Raw genomic sequence first — 19,167 nt, 5'->3', positions numbered from 1 at the left:
ATAAATAACGGTACCACTGTACACTCATTATCGACTGTCTATTCATACAAAGAGATTACTATGTCATCACATCATACTAATAACCGCAATCGACAGCGCTACTCTGAGACTGCGCCTGCTTATTTATCTAACACTGATCATAAAAACTATAATAGTAAAAATAACAGTCATTTATATCTAACCAGTAAATTGACTTCTATCGCATTGCTAGTTGGTAGTGCTTCAATTGTACTCGCAGGTTGCCAATCAACTCCAGCTAGCTCATCTTCCAATCTGTCGTCGAATAGTAGCGCCTCTAGTACCATGATGGACTTTAGTGTCGCAAACGCCGCGCAGAGCCAACGTCAGGGTCAAGCCTTTACTGCCAGTCAAAATGCTCAGGCCGCGCGTTATGAGCAGCTGTTTGATCAAGAGAGGTATCCAAATACCGAAAACCAAGCTAAATCACACTTGCTTGCAGCCATTCGTCAACACTTGGCGACCGAGCATGTCGCAGTCGCCACAGCCAACTATCGCTCAGCACCATTCATTGACCCAGATAGTATCGACGCAGGATCTAGTAGCTTGCTTAGAACGATTATAGAAACCTATGTGTATCAGCCTGAAGGTGCATATAGCGAAAGTGATGATGAGCCATATAATGATGACTATAACAATTATGATGACGCAAAAGATTCGATAGAGTCCTACTATCCTAGTGATTATGATCAATCTAGAGCAGACGCTGAAGCAGAAAGAAGAGCCATTGCAGCTATATTGGCTGAAGCGGGGGAGAATGAGCCTACAAGCAGTGATACCAACAGCGATAACGAGTATGCCTACGATACAGCAGATGACTATAGTAGCGATGATTACAGTAGTGACGACTATGATAATTATAATGAATACAGTAGCGGTGCTGAAGGTATGCTCTCAGGGATGTCAGGGTTAAGTCCCAAATCAATGGCTGCAAAGTATGAAGCCATGCAAATGGCAAAACAGCAAGCTAAGACAGAGACGGTAAATCGTGGCAGCCTACCAATGTCATCTACAGGCATGATTGGCAATATACTTGACATGTTCCACCGTACTCCTGAGCAAATAGCTGCATCCAATGCCTATCAGTATGAGCATCTAACATTCAATAGTGTCAGTCAATATCGTCCCAAGCAGCGCCAACTACAAAGCGTCTATAGTTACGACTACGCCACACCAACGATTAGCTCATCGATACAGATACCGTTAGCATTTGATTTTAATAATAGCAGTGTCGTAGTAGATCCATCAGCCATCATGCCGATCGTTGCACTTGTCAACCCTGAGAATACGCCACTACCATCACAGATGACCTCGCATACGGTACGCTTTGGTTTGCCTGAAAGCATCACGGCACAGTTGCCACCAGCGGTGCTCTACGATGCGGTGCTCAATGCGATACAGAGCAGCATGGCTGAGCTCGCGCCTGAGCATTTTAGCGCAGTAGATATCAGTGGTGATGCGTTTGCCAAAGAAGTCGGTGCGACTCGCGCCGTAAAAGTCTATTTCGGTAGCCAACAAAGCGGTGAAATAATTGGCAAGACGCTCAAATATTTGACTAAATCACTGCAAGAATACGTAGATGCCAATCCAGATAAATATCCTGATGGTGCCGCACTAAAGACAGCACTTGCTAAAGTGCAGTTATACAATAAAGGCTATCAAAGCGCGGATGTCGGTTCGCTATTGCAGCTTATCGAAGCTATCGGTCCTATCTCGTTTAATCAAATCAACTACTATTACTTAGACAGCTCAGATCGACTGCTGGCTAAGCAGCAACGTGTCAATATCGGTGGTGATTTGATGGGGTCGACCACAACCATGCTAAACCAAGTACGTTACGATAAAGCCAGCTTCAACCGTAATGCCTTGACACCACTGCTTGCTGAGTCTTTTGGTCCAGACGCTATGCCTCCTATAGATGGCAATGCATGGATAGCTACGCAGCGCGAGAAAAAAGACAGATTACAAACGGCCCGCTATGCACGCTACGACTATCAAGATAGCGGCAACGAGGGTGCTTATAGCAGCGATGAGTACGGTAACGATAATGACAATGGCACAGACACTGTCGATGAGAGCCGAGTTGACGATGCTCAAGATGATATGAATGAAAAATAGAAGTCAAATGACATCATCGCATTGCATTTACGCTCATATCTATTAAGGATAAAAAATGAAAACAGTACATCACACCATTGCACAACGTCTGCCATTTAAGACTAAAAATAATCTGTTAATCACCAGCGCATTTTTGACAGGGGCACTGTTGTTAACAGGTTGCCAGTCTACCAGTTTGAGCCAGTCCAGCACGGCGGCTGTAAAACAAACGCCTAGCGTTGCCAAAAATACATTAGAAACAGCACTACAAAAACAGCGTCGTCAGTCATTTAGCTACCATAGCAATCTTGAAATTGACAATAACCAACAATTTATAGATGCTGATACTAATACTGGTACGGAGAAAATGGCGGCATCAGACTATGTAGATGAACATTGCGAAGAGGCACATGACCAAGCGTACGCGGCTCTAATCCTGCAAGCAGAACAGCAAAACAAAGATGTCTTAGCGGTGGATTACGTTACTAAGCGTGACAGCATAAGGCAGTCGTATTTTGAGTGCGTAGCTGCCTATCATGCATGGGATGACCATCAATACGATAGCGATGTAAAAGTAGCACCAGATTATCAAGCGCTATTTGATAATTATGAGGATAAACAAAGACCGTTAGATAGGAAGAAAGCACAGTTATTAGATGAGTACCTACTAAAGCCGCTTTCTATCGATTCTCAAGGGATCTATCAACCGATGGCAGGCAAGGCTACGATGCTCGCCAGCGCGCAATATCAAGCACGTAATCATCACAGCAGCATCAACCAGCCTATTTATATGGATTTTAAAAACGGTGATATTTACCTATGGGCAGATAATTTTGCGATTTTAAACTCAGAATTGTTGGACGATAAACTTGGTACAAAATGGCAAAACAAGTGGTTAAAAATAGCCATTGATGATGGTACATTGCCTAAAGGGTTTGGTAGTGAAGTAATCAAAAGCCACTTTGCAGCGTTAGATGCGACTTATGACGCGGCGCCTGTCAGCCAGTTTAATTATGTTGCCCCTAACTCACTTGCTTCCCTGTCTCCAAAGCTGCCCGCGCACCAGTTATCGGCTATGCTACCAAGCGATCAAATCATTCGCCGAGTACAAAGCTTTGAGGATTATCAAGCGTCGCAACAGAAATATATGCAGATTTTCTATGATCGAATCAGTGAAAAATACCCAGAGCTGGTACAAGAACCCGAATCGATGACAGAGTTTGAGTCGATTCAAAATCCAAAGGCATTCACCAGTAAGTCTGTTGTGCAAAAAATACTGGCTATGATAAAAGATCAAATGAATGAGGAAGCAACGACGGGTGAGACCGTTGCCAATACAGAAGTACAGGAACTATACGGGTTTGATAAACGTGGTCAACTCAAATGGGAGCACTTACGCCGTCAGTTAGATAACACTAGCGAAGCGAATAACAACAAAGGCATGAGGATAGATGTGTTGCAGCAGTATTCCGCTGTTAGCACTAAGGACTTGGCGTTCCCTAACCTACCAAGTAATGTGCAGTCGCCGAACGCTAGCAATAGCATTGATTTACGAAAGTATGCTCCAGAGCTGCTGCAATATTACCAAGATGGTAATGGCACGGCAGTAGGTAAAATGGTCTTTAACATGTTGCCGATGGTCAGAGAGCGTTTTGGTTCGGTTGAGTAAATAGCGAGTTTCGTAAAAATGATTTTTCTACATTCGAATAGGATAGGTATGAAACAATATTTAGTAGGTATATTTTTTGCTGTCATCACTTTTAGCTCTGCTCAAGCGGGATGTATTGGCAACTCATCGTTCTCCACATGTTCTGATGCTAGTGGAAATACATACACAAATAATAGAATAGGGAATACTACATATACCTCTGGCTATAATAGTAGTACAGGAAGTAGTTGGAGCCAAAGTACCAATAAAATTGGTAATACTTCATATACTAATGGTACCAGTGCTGATGGTGGTTCTTGGAATAAATCTTCTCAACAGATTGGTTCTTATACTTATCATAATGGTAGTGATAGTAATGGTAATAGCTTTAACTATTCATGCAATCAATATGGATGCAACTAAAATATATAGACGATAAAAAGTAAATAAAAAAGCGCACCTATCAACGGCGCGCTTTTTCATTTTATACGTATACAGCTAGATAAAATAACACTTTTTCCGGAGTGGCTTATTACATACCTTGATGCTGTTTGTCATGACCTTTACGGTCTTTTGAATGCTTGCGACCTTTTTCTTGTCTCTCTGACTTCATCTGTTCCATCTTTGCACGTTGCTCAGCAGTCAACACTTGAGCGATGGCATGTTGGGTTTGTACACGTTCGATAAAGCGTTGCTTTTCTTTTGCCGCACGTTGATCAGCCAGACGGTTTAAAGCAGCAGTATTCAAAGTGCTGGCATTGGTCAGTGCTTGTATTTGCTGATCCATTTGCGCGCGTTCCGCTTGATGTTCTGCACGGTCAGCAGTGCGATCGCCACGTTTGTTTTGCATGATGGCTTTGATTTGCGCTTGCTGTGTCGCTGTTAGATCCAATTTTGACATTGGGCCTCTCATCTCACCTTTTTTCATGCCATCTTTGTGGTTCTTTTGCATTTGCGCAGTTGGCGTTGTATCAGTAGTTGCGTTAACGCTGGTGCAAGCGGTTACTGTAAATATGCTAGACGCTGCTAATACTGAGCCTAATAGTAATTTTTTCATCATAATATCCTTGATTACATTGAGTTTGATTTCATAAACACTAAATTTTTATCTCGCAAGTACCATCTGTTGAACGTTATCGCTCGTTATGGTCAGCCATCTTAGAAATGCAATACTTGCTGTTGATAGGAGTATATTACGACAGTTAAAGGTTACGAACATTTATGAAGTATTAAGAAAGGTAACGTTTCTGGTGAATTGGCAAGTGCTTGCCTGATAATATGGTTAACTACAGTCTACCGGCAATAAAAATACCACGGCGACAATCTCGCTAACCATATCACAATGACACCTGTACGCGGACTTACTGCGTCATGATTATTATAGAGTGATTGGATTGAGTAAATAGAGATAAATAAAAATTAAAGGAGAGAAGTATGCCAAACATCCTGATAGGCGATGACGACGAAGAGTTGACTCAGTTATTGCAAGAGTACTTGGACAATCACGGTATTCGCTGTGACTGCGTGCATGATGGTGCAGCAGTCATACAACGACTCAAAGCGGTAGCACACGAAGATACGGTTTATGATTTACTCGTGCTCGATATTATGATGCCAAAACTGGATGGATTGAGTGTCCTGCGCCAATTACCAAATATTATCGATATTCCAGTCATTATGCTGACGGCAAAAGGGGAAGAGATTGATCGTATTATTGGTCTAGAGCTTGGTGCCGATGATTATATTACCAAACCTTGTAACCCACGAGAGCTGCTGGCACGTATTAATGCAGTGATTAAACGTACCAATACGACCGCATCAGAGCATACTCCGTTGCCAGAGAGTCGTTTGCACCTCGATCAAAACCAACGTGCCTGTCAGATAGATGGGGTGACGCTACAAGTCACTGGTACAGAGTTTGATCTGCTCGTGGCCTTGCTCAAACAAAAGGGCGAGGTGGTCAGTAAAGCATGGCTGTCAGAGAATGTCTTGCAGCGTGAATTGCAGCCATTTGATCGTAGTCTCGATGTGCATGTATCTCGCTTACGTAAAAAACTTCAACCTTTTCACGATGAGCCAATAAAAGCGGTGCGTGGAAAAGGTTATCAACTGGTGCTGTAATGACGGACATATCGATGAAAGCTTCTGAGCAGACCCTCAAAAAAGCACCTAAGTTTAAGGTGCGCATCACCTTGTTTTGGCGTTTATTCCTGAGCCTACTATTGACGATTTTAATCACCTCTGTATTGTCCATCGTGGTAGAACGCTGGTTAGCTGAAAAAGAGCTGACCTCTCGTATGGATGTGCAAATCGATAGTCTATTGATAAAGCGTGAAGAGATGGTCGCGTCACTACGGGCTGGTGATGTAGAGTCTGTCAGGCAGATGTATCGTCAAGACCGCCAGTTGATGAATCAAATCAGAGTCTATGATGAGCAGGGCGCTATTATATTCCCGCGTTACCGTGACAAAGATGAGCGCGCGCAAGGACAACTGCAAAGTGGTCGGCAGCTAATGGATCGTGCAATACAACCGTTGCAGCAAATACCGCCTAGAGTAGAGAATAACGTTTATGGCGTAGAAGGCCGCAATGCTGACAATAGACTGCGTGAGCACGACAATGAAATACCAGAAGATGAGCTGTCTTTTTGGCAAAAATTCCTAAAACCAAGAACGGCAAGTAGTGCAGCAGTAGCTGATATCGATACTCGTCCTGAACTGGCTGATATGTCTGTTGAACTACCTGATGGTCAGTCAATCATCATACAGTTGCGTCCGCACTTGCGTTTTTCAGACGTAGTAGAGATACAGCACGGGAATTTTCCAATACGTTTGCTATTAATCGTTATCTTTAGTGTACTGGTCTGCATATGGCTCAGTCGTACGCTGACCCAGCGAATTGGCCGTGTACAAAATACCGTACACCGTATGATTGATGGTAATTATCAAGCCAACCCAGAACTGTCCAAGATGGGCGATGATGAGTTGGGGCTACTTGCCAAAGACGTCGCCCATCTATCGACGAGGTTCGTCGACAGTGAGCTGGCACGCAAGCAAATGCTTAGTGATATCTCACATGAGCTGCGTTCGCCACTTGCTCGTCTGGATGTAGCGACTGAGCTGACTCGAGACTTTGCGCCCAATGCCAATCGCTATTTAGACCGTATCGATAAAGAATCTACACGAATGAATGAGCTGATTGAGCAAATCATTCATATTCAGTCCCTACAAATGCAGCAATATACCGTTGATAACTTGGAGAGTGAGGCAGTCGACATATCCGACATCATTAGCAATATCGGAGAGGATGTCTGCTTTGAGTTTCAACATAAAGACGTACATTGGCAATGGCAACCGCCTGTAGCCTCAGCGTTGGATGATTTGGAAGGTTTTTGGACCGTCCAAGGTAATGCAGAGCAGTTGTATAGCGCACTTGAAAACGTCATTCGCAATGCTTTTATGCACACGGCAGCGGGTTCGACAGTGATTGCGGAAATCAAAGCAGTACAAATGAACAATAAGGCATCAGCTGTTCAAATTAATATAACAGACGAAGGTGGCGGTGTCGCAGAAAAAGACTTAGAACGTATTTTTCATCCCTTTGTGCGGCTCGATACTGCTCGGCATCGTGATACTGGCGGTTATGGTCTTGGATTGGCTATTGTCCACGCTGTGGTCATGGCGCATAAAGGATATATCAATGCTTATAACCGGCAAGATGGTATTCAAGGGTTGGTGGTTCAAATAGTGCTACCTAGCAGATAAAAAGATAAATAATGCAGAAACAATTTATGTAACCAACATGCGCTTATCATGTATTTTTAATGTGTATAAGCGCATATTTAGTAGTAGATAAAAGCTGACTCTTTTTAAAACCGACGTAATTTATTATAAATAGACAAGAATTAAACGAATTTATATTCGTTTATATGAATATAACCGACGAACGGTATCAAAACACGGATGAACGGCATTGTCTCTCTGTATATATTCGGTAATACTAATATATACAGAGAGTGATAAAGATTATACAAAACAGAACGTCTTATTCCTTGAAGACTACTACAACTATTATTTGAACAAGGTCTCGTTATTATAAGCTTATAACCCGTTTTATTTTGTCACATCGTTTCTCTGACATAGATCTTATCTCTGATTTTTTAAATCTGACAAGTCTGTAAGGGAGTACGCATCATGAACCGCATCTATAAAGTCATCTGGAATGAAGCCTTAAGTTGTTTTACCGCCGTTGGTGAATACGCGAAGGGACGTGGCAAATCTTCCAAATCTAGCGTTAGCTCTAACGCTACCATAAATACAACGTCTAACCTGTCCGTTATCCATACGTTACGTCTGAGCACTATAGCGCTTGGGCTACTAGCTGCTGGCTTTGGCATGCAGGTGAATGCATTGGGTACCTACTTTGTTGGTGACGACCCAACGCCTAAAATACATACCAATTCATTCCTTCACCAAACACTAACGGTGCAGGGTGGAGAAACGGTCACTGGCGATCCCAATACCAAAAATATTAGCGTGACTGCCAATAGACATGATAAGTCGCTAACGATAAAGCTCGATGAAAATGTCGATTTAGGGACTGATGGTAGTCTTAAAACGGGTGATACCTTAGTCGATAACTCTGGCATTAAGATTACAGCCATAAATCCAGCCAATAGTGTCATTTTGAGCAATAGTGGCCTAAACAATGGTAATAACAAAATCACCAATGTATCCAATGGTGCTGTGATGGCAGGGAGTAAAGATGCAGTTAATGGCTCGCAGCTATATAGGCTGGTTAATATAGTCAAGGATAACAAGACGAAATATTATAGTGTTGACTCTGAAGCTATTGGCAATGCCAATAACGATGGCGCAACAGGTTATAATGCTATGGCCATGGGTGGCAACGCAAAGGCGACTGGCAGCCAAACCATCGCTATTGGTAGCTCGGAATCTGGACAACAAACGTTGGCAAGTGGTGAACAATCTATTGCTATTGGTGCCAATGTCGTTTCAAGAGGCGGCTCTTCTATTGCCATCGGTGGCGATGACCTAAACTTAGCATCGATATACAATATCGACGGTAGTATCACTAGCACTGAGCTAAACAGTGGCACAGTCAATACGGCTTTTAATGAATATGCGGGTCGAGATCTACTGGATGCAAGCGACCCATATACAGGAAATACTGAATCGGGCGGGGCAGCTTCCATAGCAATTGGTGTCAAAGCTCGTACGGCGGGTCATCTTGCAACTGCAATAGGTACGCATGCGAATGCTGCTGCAACCGCGTCATCAGCGTTCGGTGTGGCTGCCTCTGCTACTGAAAAAGGGGCCGTGGCACTGGGTGCTGGCGCTCAGTCTAATGCTCAAGATGGTGTGGCACTAGGATCGCAATCTGTGGCTAACGTTGCAGGTGGTGCGGTTGGGTTTGCTCCAACAAGTGCTAGTGTCGTAGACAAAGCAGCTATTACCGCAACTAATAGTACAGGCCTTGGTGCAGTTTCTGTTGGTAGCTCTACTAATGGTACTCGCCAAATTATTAATGTCGCAGCAGGTACTCAAAACAGTGATGCAGTAAACGTATCTCAATTAAAAGCGTTAGATACTATCGTTGCTGGCATTGATTTCCCTATCCGTTCTAGCAGTGCACAGCCATACACCACGTCAGTAACAGGTACTGACGCTCTTGCCGTTGGCTCGAATGCCAATGCAAAAGGTAATAATGCAACCGCTGTTGGAGAGAGCGCATTTGCAAACGCAAATGCAACCGTTATCGGTGAAGGCGCAAGATCTTCGTTCAACGGCTTTGCTGGTGGTCAGGAGGCCAAAGCGGGTGTTAATTCAGTGGCGATAGGTCAAAGAGCCACAAACGGAACCGCAAGTCGTGCAGTTGCGATAGGCTATGAAGCAAAAGCAACCGCCCAAGACACTATTGCACTTGGTCTTGATGCACGAGCTGAAGCGTTAGGTAGTATTGCACTAGGTAAAGGTTCTAGAGCAAATGCACTAAACAGTGTCGCTTTAGGTCAAAACTCTATTGCAGCTGTACAAAGCGGCGCATCTTTCTTAACCAACGTTGCTGCTGATGCCAATAACGGCACCGTCTCAGTAGGCGCTGTTGCAAGCGAACGTCGTATCATTAACGTTGCAGGTGGTTCAGCAGATACGGATGCAGTAAACGTATCTCAGCTAAAAGTGGTTACAGAAACAGCCAATAGAGGCTGGGATATCAGCGCACAAGGTGATAGTGCTACCGCAAGTACGGTAGGACCTGGAGATTCAGTTGACTTCAACAGTAAAAACAGCAATATCACTGTTTCTAAAGACACTACTAGTAATGATGTCTCGTTCGAACTCAACAATAACTTAGACCTAGGTAATAACGGTAGTGTAGAAATGGGTTCAAGCTCTCCGTTCGGTTTTGGTGATACCACGACACTTGATCGCTCTGGTCTAACAACAGGTAACTCATACTTTAGTACAACTGTAGATGGTTTAGGTGTTAGAACCGGTAATGCACTGGCTAGTACATCAGTTAATGGCTTAGGAGTATTGGTGAATGGTCCACTAGGTATTCCTAGTACTGTTCTAACCATGGATGGTTTAACAATTATTGGTGGTCCAAGCGTAACAAGGTCTGGTGGTATCGATGCTGGTAACAAAAAGATTATCAATGTTGATAACGGTGAAGACCCAAATGATGCTGTCAATGTCAGTCAACTAAGTAGCTCGTCTGCCGCTGCCAGAACCAAAGTCTTAAAGGGAACCAATGTTTCTAGTGTTGATTTCTCAATCGACAGTGACACAGGACAAGATGTTTATACTGTTAATGCTAATGGTGCTAAAACCTCAGCAGGATCTACAGCAGTAGAAATAAACGCAACTACTGATACAACCAACTTAACTGATTATGCGGTTGACTTAAGTCAAGTTACTAAAGACAGTCTAGTTAAAGCGGACAACTCAGTACAGTATGACAATGCTGTTACTAGAGATGTTGTTACTTTAGGTGGCGTTGGAGCAACTGGCCCAGTCACAATGACTAATGTCGCTGTCGGGAACATAAGCGAAGATAGTACTGATGCAATTAATGGTAGTCAGCTATTTGATACCAATGCCAAGGTTAACCAAGGCTTTGGTTTAAAAGCTGCCGATGGTCAAACTGTAATGAAACAGCTAGGAGAACAAGTCGAGGTAGTGGGTTCTAATGATAATATCGACACAAGAGTAAGAAATGGCAAAATCGAAGTCAAGCTCAATAACGATCTTGATCTAGGTAATAACGGCAGCGTCAGCACAGGTAATATCTTTGGTGGCACTCAAGTTAATCGCTTGGGCATGGTCACAGGTGGTCTGGCAATGGGTGGCGTCACTACAGTCAGTGGCGCTGGTGTGACCGTAACAGGTATAAACCCTTTTAACCCATCTAATGCCACGTTGACCAGTGATGGTCTAACCATTCTGAATGGTCCAAGCATGACCAGATCTGGTGGTATCAATGCTGGCAATAAAAAGATCACAAACGTTAAAGCGGGTGTCTTAGATAAAGACGCTGTCAACGTTAGTCAGCTAAATAGCTCATCTGCCGCTGCTAAAACAGAGGTCGCCGCAGGTACTAATATTGCGGGTGTTGTGAAGTCTACAGGTGGTAACGGTCAAGATGTCTATACCGTCAATGCAGATGGTGTTACTGCTTCAGCAGGCTCTTCTGCCGTCACGGTCACAGCAGGTGACAAAGACGAGTTTACCAACATGACCGACTATGCCGTTGACTTAAGTGTAGATAGCAAAGCCAGTCTGGTAAAAGCGGACAGTGCCATGCAGACCATTGTTGCTCAAATAGATGGCGTTGATGTTAAAACGCTTAACCAAACGGACAATACGGCGAATTTCCTAACAGGAGATAACATTGTTCTCACTGCTGAGGATGGTGGTATTAAAGTCGCTACAAAAGAGGATGTCACTTTCACTAGTGCTAGCTTTACTGATAGTACAGTTCGTGTGAGTGGTGAAGGTCTTGATAATGGCGGCAACAGAATCATCAATGTAGATGATGGTGATGCAGATACTGATGCTGTCAATGTTAGACAATTAAATGCAACCAACAATACAGTGGACCTAGGACTGAACTTTACAGGAGATGATACAAATGTTGTCGTCAATCGCAAGTTAGGTCAAACGTTGACACTCCAAGGAGGTGCTACCAACGTAACTGAAAACAATATCGGTGTGATCGCTGATGAAGATGGCAATCTAAATGTTAGATTGGCTGAAGATGTCATGCTTGGTAAAAACGGTAGCGTGAGAATGGAAAGCACGGTGCTTAACAATGCAGGCGTCACCATCACTGATGGTCCTAATCAGACCATTACGTTAAGCAACGAAGGTCTTGATAATGGTAATAATAGAATTATCAAAGTTGATAAGGGAATTGCCCCAACCGATGCCGTAAACTTTGCACAGCTCACTATGACTAATGATGAAATTGCTAAAGGTATCAAAATTGGTGACGGCAATAGTGCTAATGATCAGCAATTTGCATTAGGCGATACGATCAATGTCACAGGAGATAACAATCTGACTACTGTCGCTTCTGCGACTGGCGTCCAAGTAAAACTGAATAATCAGTTAGACCTTGGAGATGATGGCAGTATACAGATAGGTAACAGCATCATGAGTGATGCAGGCTTTACCTTCGTTGGAAATGGCGTGAATAGAATGGTTTCTCAGGTCTCATTGAGTAGCCGTGGTCTAGACAATGGAGGCAACACCATTCGCAACGTTGGGGAAGGTGTGCTAAATACGGATGCTGTCAATGTTGGGCAGTTAAAAGATGTCGCCATTGCCTTGGATCAAGGTTGGGGCATCACCGCTCAAGGTGATATCGCTACGATGGTAAAACAAGGAGATGCTGTCGACCTCAGTAGTAAAGACGGTAATATCAAGGTATCTAGGAAATCAGTGAGTGATGTGGCTGCTTTCGATAGTAGTCCATCATTGCAGGCTGCAGCCATACCTACCAATGCTAATGATATTAGCTTTGATCTTAACCCAGATATTACTTTGAATAGCGTAACCACTGGGGGTACGGTTATGAATGACAATGGACTGACTATTGTAGGTGGTCCGAGTGTTACGAAAAGTGGTATTGATGCCGCTGATACCAAAATTACCAACGTTCAAAATGGAGAAGTTTCGGCGACAAGTCAGGACGCCATAAACGGTGGTCAGCTTTATGCCCAAGGCACTGGTATCAGCAGTATTATCGGTGGTGACACTGTTTACAATGCCGAAGATGGTACTTTTACCAACAGTGACATTGGTGGAACGGGTGAAAGCAATATTGATGGTGCGATTGCTTCTATCAGACAAGGCACGATTGAAATTAGTGAAAATGTTCAAATTAACACAGAGAGCATTACCACTAATACAACCAATATCGCGACCAATACGACAAATATTGCTACGAATACCAGCAATATCACGACCAATACTACGAATATCGAAACCAATACGGATAAGCTAGATGCTGGACTCAATTTTGGCGCAGACAGTGGCGCTAATATCAATAAACCAATTGGCGATGAGAGTGTCCTCAGTTTCACTGGTGGCAATAACATCACCACCACAGCAGATGGCAGTAGTATTAAGTTTGATCTAAACGGTAATATCAGCGTTGATAGTGTCACAGTTGGGACAACGGTTATCAATAGTGAGGGTATCAGTATGCAAGATGGGCCAAGTATGACGTCTCAAGGTCTATATGCTGGCAACCAACGTATGACTGGTGTCGCCGATGGGGTCGAAGCAACAGACGCCGTCAATTATAGTCAGCTTAGTGCGCTTGATAGTCGACTCAATAACAATATGAGCGATCTTGGCTACAAAATCGACGAAGTAGAAGATGATGCAAATGCAGGTATCTCCGGGGCAATGGCAATGTCGGCAATGCCTCAGGCTTATATCGCAGGTAAGTCACTGATTGGTGGCGGTGTCGGTACCTATAACGGAGAAAGTGCTGTAGCAATTGGTTTCTCTAAATTATCTAACGACGGTCGCTGGGTCATTAAGGTAAATGGTTCGGCAGATACTCAAGGAAACGTAGGCGGCGCAGTGGGTGCAGGTTTCCATTTTGACTAACAAAACCTCTCAATTGTAGCTATCGGTAGACTATAAAAAAGCAAGACATCTAATGTTTTGCTTTTTTACGGCTTAAAGATAAACAATTGATGCAGCAATAATGTCGATGAATCAAAATAAGCGCTTGTAAATTGTGTCTCACAAGCGCTTATTATTTATAATTAAGGGCTTCTATATTCTGAACATTGCACCATTCGGTTTCAGTCCAACATAGGCCATACCTGCTTGATTCATCCAGTGAGGTTGAATAATGCCATGCTGCAAAATCGCATGAATATCTCTATGCGCCCTTTCTATCTTATGCTTTTTATATAGGGAGGCTGTGCCTGCGACTGCGTAAATTTCAGATACCATGTCACGAGCTTCTCTTGCGCCTTCACAAGAAGCGGCCCATACATCTGCAAGCTGTATATCAGTAAAGGTGTTCTGCTGCTGTGCCTCTTTCCACAGTACCTCGACACTATAATGCAGTTGGGCGCGTTTCGATGCTAGTATTGTTTTGCTCTTAGCAATAGTAGCCTGTACCGTTGCACGGTCGCGTAGATCTGGACTCTTACCAGGCGTTACCCTCTCAAGGCACATATCAACCAAGTCATCCATAGCGGCTTTCAATACGCCTAGCGCCATCGCCGCACAGCCAGCAGCATTGATACAACCGATAGGCAGACGACTGTAGGCAGTATCGACAGCCACAGGACTATCAAAGTCAACTGCATAAGCCTCTTTGACAAAAGTGTCTTTGACGATTATATCGTGGCTACCTGTACCATTTAGGCCGCCCACATCCCACGTATCAATGATTTTTACATCCTTTTTGGGAATAAAAAATAGCTTTAAATTTGCACCTGGGCCAAGGGTTGTAGGAGAGCCTTCGGAGATAACGAGACAACGGAGTACAAACCAGTCAGCCAATTGGCATCCAGAGACGAGTGTCCATTGTCCTGATACCATGTAGCCATTATCTACTGTTTGGGCCACGCCTTCAGGACGTGCTGAATTGGCATAAATATGAGATGGGTCACTGTATACTTCTTTCATACTGGACTCGTCCAAAAATCGACCGAATGTACAGGCCAAATGGTTGTTCCAAACGATCCAAGCAACGGAGGCCTCAGCACTGGCCAACGTCTCATAAGTTTTTAGCGTTTCTACTGGGTTGCCTGCCCATCCTCCTAACGATTTAGGCAACCCCATTCTAAATAATGCAAATTCTGAAAGTTTATTGACTACCACGGGTGCAATTTTTCTAGCGCTTTCTGTTTCATCTCTAAACATGATTGCTGATGCATAAATCTTGTTTGCTGCATCCGATGGTAGGGTGGTTATCTCTGATGAGGATATATCATTCATATTGTTCAACCTTATTGTGATGAATAAGACAGTACTTTTTTCTATAGCTAATAAAGTACAAATTTGAGCGATGACAAATGCTTATATAAAGAATAACCAACAGCTGCCCACCATACAACCGTTAATATAAATATATTAAAAATTATATTGTAAAAATTGAATAAATAATAATCAATGAGGCAAAGTTAAGCGATAAAGCTAGAGGTTAAGCTGCGAAAATATGAAGGTGTGAAGAATAAAGCCAGACCAAATACTAAGTGTTAATTCTAAGTCACTTGATATTTGGCCGAGAAGATAAATATTCTATAAAGATAGGTATCCTATAAAAACTGTCTCAAATTAGGCATCACGTTTCGGTGCATCAGGCTGCATCATAGGATCGGCATCTGCGAACGCTTTTAGTGTACGGCAATGAGTATCAATAGCGACGATATTGGGATAAGCGCTCAAATCTACTTTGAAGCGGCGAGCAGAAGAGACTTGCGGAATCAAATAACAATCTGCGAGAGTAGGACTGTCCCCATAGCAGAATTGTCCGCGATTGTTATCCGCAGCTAAGCGTGTTTCTAAAGCGGCAAAACCTTCACTGATCCAGCGATTGCACCATGCAATCACATCTTCCTCATTTACTGACAGCTCATTGCGTAGGTACTGTAAAATGCGGCGATTATTAATTGGATGGATGTCGCAACCAATCATGGCGCTCAGTGCGCGTACTTGCATACGCCCAGCAGCATCGTTAGGCAATAATGGATGCTCAGGGTAGACCTCTTCTAACCACTCCAAGATAGCTGGACTTTGATATAATAATAAATCGTCAGCTTGTAGGACAGGCACTAATCCTTGTGGATTAATTGCTTTGAAGGCAGATTCTAACTGTTCATCCTGTGCCAGATTGATCGTGATATCATCGTAATCTAAGCCTTTTAGGTTCATAGCGATACGAGTACGGTAAGACGTGCTACTACGAAAGTAGCCATAAAGTGTCATCATGATTCATGTCCTTATGTATATGTGTTTTGAAAAGAGTAAATACTATGAAGTAAGATCTGTATCTCAGTGATATTTGATCGGGCAAACCCTTATTGAACAAACCACTAACAAGCAAAATTAAAAAATAACCAAGCACACCAGAATCGAGCAAATCATGCCAGCAGACAAAACCCTTGTAGACAGTTCTATCAGCAATAAAAACCAAAGTGGGGTTCAGTCGCTTGAGATTGGGCTGTCGTTACTCGATGTGCTGATCGACCGTAATGAGCCTATGATGCTAAAGGATATCGCTGAAGCCATGCAAATGCATCCAGCAAAATCCCATCGTTACTTAGTCAGTCTCATCCGCAAAAACTACGCGCGTAAGCTTGATGATGGTCGCTATGGGCTTGGCGATAGAGTCAATGCATTGGCATCATTAGGACATACGGAACTTAACCAAAACAATCTTTTGGCACGTCTCACACAAGTGGCTAATGAAATCAAAGATACCTTAAACTGTGGTGTGCAAATTGCCAAATGGTTTAGCGAAGGCCCTATTATTATTCAGTCCGTTGAGCCAGACAGTCCGATTAGTATCATTACTCGCATCGGCTCACGTATGCCTCTGACGACATCAGCCACAGGGCAGTTATTTGCCAGTTATCAACCTGATGCCGTCATTCAGCCATTGGTCGCAGCTGAGTGGCATACGAGTAATACTACCGTAGATATGGCCGATAAGTGGCAGTACTTTACCCAGCTACAGGCCAAAATTCGTACTCAAGGCTATGCGACAGTGACGGGCGATATGCTCATAGGGATTAACGCCATTACGATACCTGTGATATTGCCACAGATTGCCAATAGTGCTGCTAAACCATCCACGAGTAGTGATCAAACTGCTGGTGAGGATTTACCGCTAGAATATGCTATTACTATCATTGGAACAACAGAGCAATTGCCTATGAGTGAGCAACATAATGTGGTTGAGCAAATACTGGCGATAGCGCAGCGTTATCAAATTGCCTAGCCAGTATATGATGCTATAAGCTAGGGCGATCCTTCAATTCAGCCTCTAAACCATACAGCCGCTACTGGCCGCTTTTGCTTTTTCGTATACGTTGTCAGCATCTAGGCCAGTTGCATTTACTTCATCAAGGTAATGCTGCGAACCTTCCATTAATGGACCTCTCCAATCTGGGTCGTTGAGTGGATCAGGGATATCAATCATAATATCGCCTTTTTCTTTGGCAGCGGCCATTGCTTTGGCATTGCTAACGTCAAATACTTTAGAGATATGCGCTGCTAGCTCTGCGCCAGAATTATCATCGATTACTTTTTTGAGGTCATCGGGCAAACGGTTGTATTTCTCCTTGTTCATGCTAATTACAAAGGTAGAATTATAAAAAGGAATATTGGTGTGCGTATTGATCAGCTCATCAAGGCGAAATGCTTGAATGGGTTGCCAAGTAAAGCTGAGCCCGTCAATGACACCGCGCTGCAGAGAGGTATAAGTATCACTGGCAGGCATGCCGACAGGTGCAGCACCAGTTGCTTCGATAATATGGCTAGCAACCGCAGAAGGTTGGCGAATACGTAGACCTTTCATGTCGGCTGGCGTGCGAATCGGTTTATCAACCGTATGAAGCGCACCTTGACCAGTCCCTATCAAAGCGAGCAAGTGAGTGTCTTCGTACTCGTCTTTAATGATACCGTCATTATATAGCTTATGAAGTATACAGCTCTGCTGCTGTGCAGTATTAGTGATGCCTGGCAACTCTACAATTTGAGTCAAAGGAAATCGTCCTGCTGTATATCCTTGTGCTTGCATACCAATATCCACACTACCTTTCGCCGTAGCGTCATAGGTAGCCCCTGGTTTGCTGAGCGTTGCAGAAGGGTAGATCTCAATCTTTAAGCGGCCGTTTGAATCCGCTTCAATTTTCTTTGCCCATGGCTCTAACGCTTCGGTGTTTATATTGTCAGTGGCAGTCATAAAGTGTGAGAACCGCAACGTTGTCACTTCACCTGCATCTGTAGACGCGCCTGTTGTTTGGTCGTTATTGGAGCAACCAGTCATCGCAAGCGAGGCGGCTAAGAGTATTCCTAGAGGGGTTCTTATTTTCATCATAGAGTCCTTTCATGATGGTGATATATGGTTCGCTATTTATTGATACCTAGAGTAGGTCGTCAATTAGCACCTTTATAATTAAAGCGATGATTAACTAATCATTTAAAAACGTAGCAAGCAGGATTACAGGAGAGTTACTCGCCGACAGGAGCAACTTCGCGTGCTTCAGCCAACTCATCACTATGCAAAAACTGTGTATGTGCTGGGGCGCGTTTGGTACGAGACCACTCATCTAGCATGTCTTGCTTGATGGCATCTGTAATCATCGATACTTTGTCTTCTGAGGTTGGATCATCATAGGTCAGCTCTAGACGATGACCATTGGGATCAAAGAAATAAATCGAGTGAAAGATGCCGTGATTGGTCACGCCAATGACATCAATGCCGGCATTTTCTAAATGCTCTTTGGCAACGATTAGCTCGTCACGGTCCTTAACCTTTAGCGCTAAGTGCTGCACCCAGCTTGGGGTATTTGGATCAAAGCCCATCTCAGGTTGATTGGGTACTTCGAAAAATGCTAAGACATTGCCATTACCAGCGTCCAAAAAGACGTGCATATAGGGGTCAAAGGCTTTGGTCGAAGGCACATGGTCTTCTGCGAATGCTAAAATGAAATCCATGTTTAGATTTTTTTTATACCATTCGACGGTTTCTTTGGCATCTTTGCAGCGGTAAGCCACATGATGAATTTTCTCAATTTGAAAGCTCATATCAATGTCCTTTTGATAAGACGTGTTACTCATTTGGCTTTATTCACATAACTATGAGTAGGTGAATGCGTTTGTTTTCCTATCCGCCTGCAT

At 43.5% G+C, this 19,167-nt stretch carries 12 protein-coding genes; 7 read left to right on the top strand and 5 right to left on the bottom strand.

Going from position 1 to position 19,167, the window contains the following annotated elements:
- Positions 1–60 precede the first annotated feature (60 nt).
- The 3 genes from ACI2IW_RS00150 to ACI2IW_RS00140 are packed head-to-tail and all read left to right on the top strand — an operon-like array spanning position 61 to position 4,186.
- Positions 61–2,136: a hypothetical protein gene (locus tag ACI2IW_RS00150; protein ID WP_404692260.1), complete on the top strand. Its 2,076-nt coding sequence runs from the start codon at positions 61–63 to the stop codon at positions 2,134–2,136.
- Positions 2,137–2,191: 55 nt separating this feature from the next.
- Complete coding sequence (locus tag ACI2IW_RS00145; RefSeq protein WP_404692259.1) at positions 2,192–3,784, top strand: hypothetical protein; 1,593 nt, start codon at positions 2,192–2,194, stop codon at positions 3,782–3,784.
- Positions 3,785–3,832: 48 nt separating this feature from the next.
- Positions 3,833–4,186, top strand: coding sequence for a hypothetical protein (locus ACI2IW_RS00140; RefSeq protein ID WP_404692258.1), 354 nt, complete (start codon positions 3,833–3,835; stop codon positions 4,184–4,186).
- Positions 4,187–4,295: 109 nt separating this feature from the next.
- Here ACI2IW_RS00140 and ACI2IW_RS00135 read toward each other — a convergent pair whose 3' ends face one another.
- Positions 4,296–4,823 carry a Spy/CpxP family protein refolding chaperone gene (locus ACI2IW_RS00135; RefSeq protein WP_227676836.1) on the bottom strand — a complete coding sequence of 176 codons (528 nt, stop codon included), beginning with the start codon at positions 4,821–4,823 and terminating at the stop codon, positions 4,296–4,298.
- A 374-nt stretch (positions 4,824–5,197) separates the two neighbouring features.
- On the opposite strand from ACI2IW_RS00135, the gene ACI2IW_RS00130 reads away from it, so the two are divergent.
- From ACI2IW_RS00130 to ACI2IW_RS00120, 3 genes are all read left to right on the top strand, one after another.
- Positions 5,198–5,884, top strand: coding sequence for a response regulator transcription factor (locus ACI2IW_RS00130; protein ID WP_057759848.1), 687 nt, complete (start codon positions 5,198–5,200; stop codon positions 5,882–5,884).
- 14 nt (positions 5,885–5,898) lie between these two features.
- The gene (locus tag ACI2IW_RS00125; RefSeq protein ID WP_404692257.1) at positions 5,899–7,527 is read left to right on the top strand and encodes a sensor histidine kinase; all 1,629 of its coding nucleotides are present in this window, start codon (positions 5,899–5,901) and stop codon (positions 7,525–7,527) included.
- A gap of 429 nt (positions 7,528–7,956) precedes the next feature.
- Positions 7,957–13,908 carry a YadA-like family protein gene (locus ACI2IW_RS00120; RefSeq protein ID WP_371547339.1) on the top strand — a complete coding sequence of 1,984 codons (5,952 nt, stop codon included), beginning with the start codon at positions 7,957–7,959 and terminating at the stop codon, positions 13,906–13,908.
- Between the two features lie 171 nt (positions 13,909–14,079).
- On the opposite strand, the gene ACI2IW_RS00115 is transcribed toward ACI2IW_RS00120, so the two are convergent.
- Positions 14,080–15,258, bottom strand: coding sequence for a hypothetical protein (locus ACI2IW_RS00115; protein ID WP_371547338.1), 1,179 nt, complete (start codon positions 15,256–15,258; stop codon positions 14,080–14,082).
- A gap of 339 nt (positions 15,259–15,597) precedes the next feature.
- Complete coding sequence (gene maiA / locus ACI2IW_RS00110; protein WP_371547385.1) at positions 15,598–16,248, bottom strand: maleylacetoacetate isomerase; 651 nt, start codon at positions 16,246–16,248, stop codon at positions 15,598–15,600.
- 157 nt (positions 16,249–16,405) lie between these two features.
- Here maiA and ACI2IW_RS00105 point away from each other — a divergent pair, with 157 nt between their 5' ends.
- Entirely contained in the window at positions 16,406–17,263 is an 858-nt protein-coding gene (locus ACI2IW_RS00105) for an IclR family transcriptional regulator (protein ID WP_371547336.1), read from the top strand.
- A 45-nt stretch (positions 17,264–17,308) separates the two neighbouring features.
- On the opposite strand, the gene ACI2IW_RS00100 is transcribed toward ACI2IW_RS00105, so the two are convergent.
- A complete protein-coding gene (locus ACI2IW_RS00100; protein WP_371547333.1) occupies positions 17,309–18,361 on the bottom strand; it encodes a TRAP transporter substrate-binding protein in 1,053 nt (350 codons plus the stop codon).
- Positions 18,362–18,498: 137 nt separating this feature from the next.
- A complete protein-coding gene (locus ACI2IW_RS00095) occupies positions 18,499–19,074 on the bottom strand; it encodes a VOC family protein (RefSeq protein ID WP_179797180.1) in 576 nt (191 codons plus the stop codon).
- Positions 19,075–19,167: the final 93 nt, after the last annotated feature.

This window comes from Psychrobacter sp. NPDC078501, assembly GCF_044900935.1.
Classification (GTDB): domain Bacteria; phylum Pseudomonadota; class Gammaproteobacteria; order Pseudomonadales; family Moraxellaceae; genus Psychrobacter.
This window is presented reverse-complemented; position numbering and strand designations above follow the sequence as displayed.

Coding starts and splice junctions, on each gene's coding strand:
- ACI2IW_RS00150 (WP_404692260.1), top strand. CDS start 61: ATGTCATCACATCATACTAATAACCGCAATCGACAGCGCTACTCTGAG.
- ACI2IW_RS00145 (WP_404692259.1), top strand. CDS start 2,192: ATGAAAACAGTACATCACACCATTGCACAACGTCTGCCATTTAAGACT.
- ACI2IW_RS00140 (WP_404692258.1), top strand. CDS start 3,833: ATGAAACAATATTTAGTAGGTATATTTTTTGCTGTCATCACTTTTAGC.
- ACI2IW_RS00135 (WP_227676836.1), bottom strand. CDS start 4,823: ATGATGAAAAAATTACTATTAGGCTCAGTATTAGCAGCGTCTAGCATA.
- ACI2IW_RS00130 (WP_057759848.1), top strand. CDS start 5,198: ATGCCAAACATCCTGATAGGCGATGACGACGAAGAGTTGACTCAGTTA.
- ACI2IW_RS00125 (WP_404692257.1), top strand. CDS start 5,899: ATGAAAGCTTCTGAGCAGACCCTCAAAAAAGCACCTAAGTTTAAGGTG.
- ACI2IW_RS00120 (WP_371547339.1), top strand. CDS start 7,957: ATGAACCGCATCTATAAAGTCATCTGGAATGAAGCCTTAAGTTGTTTT.
- ACI2IW_RS00115 (WP_371547338.1), bottom strand. CDS start 15,258: ATGAATGATATATCCTCATCAGAGATAACCACCCTACCATCGGATGCA.
- maiA (WP_371547385.1), bottom strand. CDS start 16,248: ATGACACTTTATGGCTACTTTCGTAGTAGCACGTCTTACCGTACTCGT.
- ACI2IW_RS00105 (WP_371547336.1), top strand. CDS start 16,406: ATGCCAGCAGACAAAACCCTTGTAGACAGTTCTATCAGCAATAAAAAC.
- ACI2IW_RS00100 (WP_371547333.1), bottom strand. CDS start 18,361: ATGAAAATAAGAACCCCTCTAGGAATACTCTTAGCCGCCTCGCTTGCG.
- ACI2IW_RS00095 (WP_179797180.1), bottom strand. CDS start 19,074: ATGAGCTTTCAAATTGAGAAAATTCATCATGTGGCTTACCGCTGCAAA.